Raw genomic sequence first — 5,104 nt, forward strand, 5'->3', positions numbered from 1 at the left:
AGCCGACTGCGATCAATCGAACCCAGCGGCGCGTCGAGCCCCAAGCGGGTTTTGCAATATTCCGGATCTTCCCAGGCCTTGAGCGTGCACAAGACCTGCGCGGCGAACGCTTCGTGGATTTCGTAGTAATCAAAATCCTGCAAGGTCAGGCCGTTGCGCGCCAGCAAGCGTGGCACGGCGTACACCGGCGCCATCAGCAGGCCCTCGGCACCGTTGACGAAATCCACCGCCGCCGCTTCGCCGTCGCGCAGATAAGCGAGGATCGGCAAGCCGCGCGCTTTGGCCCATTCCTCACTTCCCAGCAACACCACCGAAGCGCCATCGGTGAGCGGCGTAGAGTTACCCGCCGTCAGCGTGCCCTTGGCGCTTTTCTCGAAGGCCGGTTTCAGCGTGGCGAGTTTTTCCAAGGTCAGGTCCGGGCGCAGATTGTTGTCGCGGGTCAGGCCGAGGAACGGCGTCATCAGATCGTTGTGCCAGCCTTCGCTGTAGGAAGCGGCGAGTTTGTGGTGGCTTTCGAGGGCCAGTTGATCCTGTTCTTCGCGGGGGATATTCCAGGTCTGCGCCATCAGCTCACAGTGCTCGCCCATGGACAGGCCAGTGCGTGGCTCGCCGTTGCGCGGGAATTCGGGAATCAGATGCCGGGGGCGCAACTGCAAAAGGGTTTTCAGCTTGTCGCCGGTGCTCTTGGCGCGGTTGGCCTGTAGAAGAATCCTGCGCAGGCCTTCGCTGACGCTGATCGGCGCGTCGGAAGTGGTGTCGACGCCGCCGGCAATCCCGCAGTCGATCTGGCCGAGGGCGATTTTGTTGGCCACCAGCAACGCCGCTTCCAGACCAGTGCCGCAGGCTTGCTGAATGTCATAGGCCGGCGTCATCGGAGACAAGCGCGAGCCGAGCACGCATTCGCGGGTCAGGTTCATATCCCGTGACAATTTAAGTACCGCGCCGGTCACCACCTCGCCGATGCGCTGGCCGTGCAGGTTGTAGCGTTCGATCAGGCCTTCCAGCGCGGCGGTGAGCATCGCCTGATTGCTGGCGGTGGCGTACGGCCCGTTGGAGCGGGCGAAAGGGATGCGGTTACCGCCGATGATCGCGACGCGGCGCAGCTGGGTCATAAAAGCTCCTGTTCCAAATGGTCGAATTTGCACATCCCTGTGGGAGCGAGCCTGCTCGCGAAGAGGCCGGCACATTCAGCACTTCAGGGCCTGAAGCACCGCCTTCGCGAGCAGGCTCGCTCCCACATGAACCGCATTAATCTGCAATACCTGCTAAACCTGAATGTTCCAGCGTAGGCCTTATTGCGCCGATCGAACGATTGATTGCCGTAGGCAGTCCACACTTTGAACCCCAACTTCTGGAGAGCGTTCCATGTCTGACCGCTATATCGACTTCGCCAACTCATCCTTCGGCCATCGTCTGGTCGGGGCCTTGGGCCTGCCGTCGCCGGTGCGGCTGGAACGCTGGCAGGCGGGGCGTCTGCGGCCGATCGAGGGCGCCCTGTTGATCGGTGGCGGGCCGCTGGCCGAACGGATCAGCCGGTTTGCCAATCGCTTGACCGACGCGATCTACAGCTACGGCACCGAGCCCTCGCTGGCCACCGCGTGGATCCCCGGCCACGGGCCGAAAATCACAGCGGTGGTGTTCGACGCCAGCGCTCTGCAACACACCGACCAGCTCAAGCAACTGCGCGAATTCTTCCAGCCATTGATGAAGAATCTCGACCATAGCGCGCACCTGGTGATTCTCGGCCGCGCGCCGGAAACCTTGGGTGATCCGTTCGCCTCCAGCGCACAACGAGCACTTGAAGGCTTCTCGCGCTCGCTGGCCAAAGAGCTGCGCGGCGGTGGCACCTTGCAGCTGATCTACGTCGGCGAAGGTGCCGAAGATCAACTGGAAGGCCCGCTGCGATTCTTCCTCTCGCCGAAAAGTGCATTCGTTTCCGGCCAGGTGATTCGCCTGACCGCGTGCGCCACCCCAGTGACCGACTGGACGCGACCCCTGGCCGGGCGCAAGGCGCTGGTCACCGGTGCTGCGCGCGGCATTGGCGCGTCGATTGCCGAAACCCTCGCCCGCGATGGCGCCGAGGTGATTCTGCTCGACGTACCGCCGGCCAAAACCGATCTCGAAGCCCTTGCCGCGCGCCTCGGCGGCCGTGCGATCACCCTCGATATCTGCGCCGATGACGCCGCCGCGCAATTGATCGAACAGCTGCCCGACGGCCTCGACATCCTCGTGCACAACGCCGGCATCACCCGCGACAAAACCCTGGCCAACATGACCCCGGAATTCTGGGACGCGGTGCTGGCCGTCAACCTCAATGCCCCGCAAGTGCTGACCAAGGCGCTGCTCGACAGCGGCACCCTGCGCGACAACGCACGGGTGGTCCTGCTCGCCTCGATCAGCGGCATCGCCGGCAATCGCGGGCAAACCAACTACGCGGCGAGCAAGGCTGGCCTGATCGGTCTGGCCCAGGCATGGGCGCCGACATTGCTGGAACGCGGGATCAGCATCAACGCCGTCGCCCCGGGTTTTATCGAGACGCAAATGACTGCGCACATTCCGTTCGGCCTGCGCGAAGCCGGGCGGCGCATGAGTTCGCTGGGCCAGGGTGGCTTGCCGCAAGACGTCGCCGAAGCCGTGGCGTGGCTGGCGCAACCGGGCACGGGCGCGTTCACCGGGCAGGCGCTGCGGGTCTGTGGCCAAAGCGTTCTGGGGGCTTGAGCATGAGCATCGAATGGCACACGCTGGATCGCCAACCGAGTCTGCCGGGGCTTTATTCGCGCGCAGCGACGCGACGCAAAATCACCGGTACGCAACTGCCCGACAGCGGCCTGCGTTGCTGGGTCGATATCGACGGCAAACGGCTGGCGGCCTATCGCAAGGTTTGCGGTTTCGTCGATGACGGTCTGCTGCCGCCAACCTATCCGCACATCCTCGCCTTCGCCTTGCAGATGCAATTGCTCACGGCCAGGGATTTTCCGTTCCCGCTGCTGGGGCTGATTCACCTGAGCAACCGCATCCGCGTGCTGCGGCCGATGGGCGCGATGAGCCGCGCGCAAGTCAGCGTGCGCGTGCACAACCTGCAACCACATGCCAAGGGCGCGACATTCGATCTGTTGACCACCCTCGACGATCAGCTCGGGCCGCTGTGGGAAGCCGAAAGCCGCATGCTCTGTCGCGGGGTGAAACTCGAGGGCGAGGCGCTGGCTCAGGACTGGCAGCCGTCACAGGATCTGCTGGAAGTAGCGCGCTGGACCGCGCCGGCCGATATCGGTCGCCAGTATGCGAAAGTCTCCGGCGACTACAACCCGATTCACCTGAGTGCGTCGAGCGCCAGGCTGTTCGGTTTTCCCACCGCGATCGCCCATGGACTGTGGAACAAGGCGCGCACACTGGCGGCACTCTCTGATCACCTGCCCAAAGCCAACCTGGAAATCGCCGTGCACTTTCGCAAACCGGTGCGCCTGCCCAGTGAAGTGACATTGCTGGCCAGTGCCGCAGGCTCCAGCGGTGAGTTGCGCCTGATCGGTGCCGGCGACCTGGAACATATGGTCGGTCAATGGCAACCGATCGCCTGATCTGGCGGGGCGGAAAAACCCGTTAATTGTGTATATATCACTTAAGTTTTTCCGCGCCCTGCCCGCCGCTTTGCAAAAAACCGAGCCTTGAATTTCAAGGCTTTTTTTTGCGCGTTTATTACTTGGGTACTAGTCCTTCGGCATTGCGCCGGCCCCTCTACATAAAGGGGTTAATACCAACTTGAGAATGGTGAAAAACCTGCCCTCGACTGAGATTACAGTCACGGACGAGGCATCGCCGACGACAGATCGGCGGGCCATCGAAGGCAACGTAACGTTGTGACAGGTGCAGGAATCTCAATCATGAAAACTCAAGTGATGTGGTCCAAATCGGCAATCGCGCTGGCACTGATTCTTTCTGTGGGACTCGTCGGCTGCAGCAGCGGCGGTGGCGGCCATCGCAGCAGTTCGGGCAGCTCGACGGCGGACGGCACGGCGGGTACCGATGGCAGCGGTGGCACGGGTGGCGGGACCGGCGGGACCGGCGGCGATACTGCCGGCACCGGCGGCACAGGTGGCACTGGTGGCGATACCGCAGGCACTGGTGGAACCGGTGGCACTGGTGGAACTGGCGGTGGCACCGATCCGACCAACCCAACCAATCCGACAGACCCGACCGATCCCACCAACCCGACCAATCCCGCTGCACCTTCGCTGGTGACCACAACACTTGTTCAGGATGTCGGCAAAACCGTCAGCGGTGTCGGCGATGGCGTCGGCCAGATCGGCGATTCACTGAGTACTGTTCCGGTCGCTGGCGGCATCGTCCAAAGCGTGGCCAACACCACCGGCAACGTGGTCAGCACCTTGGGCGATGGCGTCACTGATGGCATCGGCAAACTGGCCACTGACCCCAATGGCCTGACCACCACCGTGGCCTCGCTTGGCGGCGCGGTTTCCGATGTTGGCGACGGCGTGTCGGACCTCAGCGTCAAACTGAACACAACGACCCGTAGCGTTCCCGTCGTGGGCGGTGTAGTCACCCGGGTGGCGCCGCTGGTCGATGGCATCGGTGAAAAAGTCACCATGCTTGGCGACACCCTCAACACCTCACTGACCAGCGGCCCGACCAGCCAGTTGACCAACAAGGTCGGCAGCGGCCTGGTGCCGGTGATCGCCATGGTCGAAAGCACCACCGACAAACTGGGCGTTACCACGCGACTGGGTGATCCGCTCAAAGGAGCGATTGCGCAAGTCGGCGCAACGGTGAACAGCCTCGGCGGCAAAGTTACCAACGCAGGCAGCGGCAATGCCCTGACCAACACCCTCGGCGGCGCCCTGAGCAACACCGGCACGGCGGTCGGCAAAGCGGGCAGCCTGGTGTCCAATGGCACTGGCTCGGGTACTGGCGGCATCGGTGGCATCGGTGGTGGCCTCGGCGGTACCGGCCTGCTGCAAACCGTGGGTGGTGCGGTGGTCAACGTTGGCAGCGGCCTGAATGCCGGCAGCACCAGCGGAGTGGTCAGTGCCGGCGGCGTCACCGCTGGCGGGCTGGGCAACACGATTGCGTCGATCAACACCGTACTCGG

4 protein-coding genes are annotated in these 5,104 nt (G+C 63.4%); 3 read left to right on the forward strand and 1 reads right to left on the reverse strand.

What is annotated here, in order from left to right; all coding sequences use genetic code 11:
- A partial coding sequence (locus D6877_RS10475) for an acetyl-CoA C-acetyltransferase (protein ID WP_130910708.1) occupies positions 1-1,112 on the reverse strand: 1,112 nt, incomplete at its 3' end.
- 253 nt (positions 1,113-1,365) lie between these two features.
- Here D6877_RS10475 and D6877_RS10480 point away from each other — a divergent pair.
- From D6877_RS10480 to D6877_RS10490, 3 genes are all read left to right on the forward strand, one after another.
- Entirely contained in the window at positions 1,366-2,718 is a 1,353-nt protein-coding gene (locus D6877_RS10480) for a 3-oxoacyl-ACP reductase (protein ID WP_130910704.1), read from the forward strand.
- 2 nt (positions 2,719-2,720) lie between these two features.
- On the forward strand, positions 2,721-3,575 hold the full coding sequence (locus D6877_RS10485; protein WP_130910705.1) for a MaoC/PaaZ C-terminal domain-containing protein: 855 nt from the start codon (positions 2,721-2,723) through the stop codon (positions 3,573-3,575).
- A 303-nt stretch (positions 3,576-3,878) separates the two neighbouring features.
- Positions 3,879-5,104, forward strand: a 1,226-nt coding sequence (locus D6877_RS10490; RefSeq protein ID WP_241662880.1) for a collagen-like triple helix repeat-containing protein, incomplete at its 3' end; no start/stop codon positions are given.

The sequence above is a fragment of the Pseudomonas sp. Sample_9 genome (assembly GCF_004307535.1).
Taxonomy (GTDB): Bacteria; Pseudomonadota; Gammaproteobacteria; order Pseudomonadales; family Pseudomonadaceae; genus Aquipseudomonas; species Aquipseudomonas mercuritolerans.